The organism is Photobacterium sp. R1 (assembly GCF_054600795.1).
The window spans coordinates 1-438 of the sequence record NZ_BAAHZP010000109.1; the positions used below are offsets into that span (position 1 = coordinate 1).

General features: G+C 55.3%; 1 protein-coding gene. It reads left to right on the forward strand.

Annotated elements, in window-relative coordinates:
• Position 1 precedes the first annotated feature (1 nt).
• Positions 2-418: a structural protein gene (locus ACYP03_RS24190; RefSeq protein ID WP_459782394.1), complete on the forward strand. Its 417-nt coding sequence runs from the start codon at positions 2-4 to the stop codon at positions 416-418.
• Positions 419-438: the final 20 nt, after the last annotated feature.

The window sequence follows — 438 nt, forward strand, 5'->3', positions numbered from 1 at the left end:
GATACTAGCGGGGGTGGCAGTGTATAAGAATCATCAACCTCGTGGTATTCGAAACAACAATCCGGGGAACATCGAAGACAACGGGACACAGTGGCGTGGCCGTGTCGGTGACGATGGCCGTTTTGTGATTTTTGATACTCCTGAAAATGGGATCCGGGCGCTGGCACGGACCCTGAAAACCTACCGGAACAAATACGGCCTGATGACGGTTCGCGGCATCATCAATCGCTGGGCACCGCCTGTCGAAAATGACACCGCGTCCTATGTCAATCACGTGTCGAACTCGCTGGGCGTCACGCCGGACACGGCCCTGTCTGAATCTCAGGCCATGGCTATTGTCCCGGTGATTATCCGCCACGAAAACGGCCAGCAACCCTACAGCGTCGAGGTGTTGAATGCGGGTATCAGCGCAGCTTAACCAATGGTTATTGACCGTGG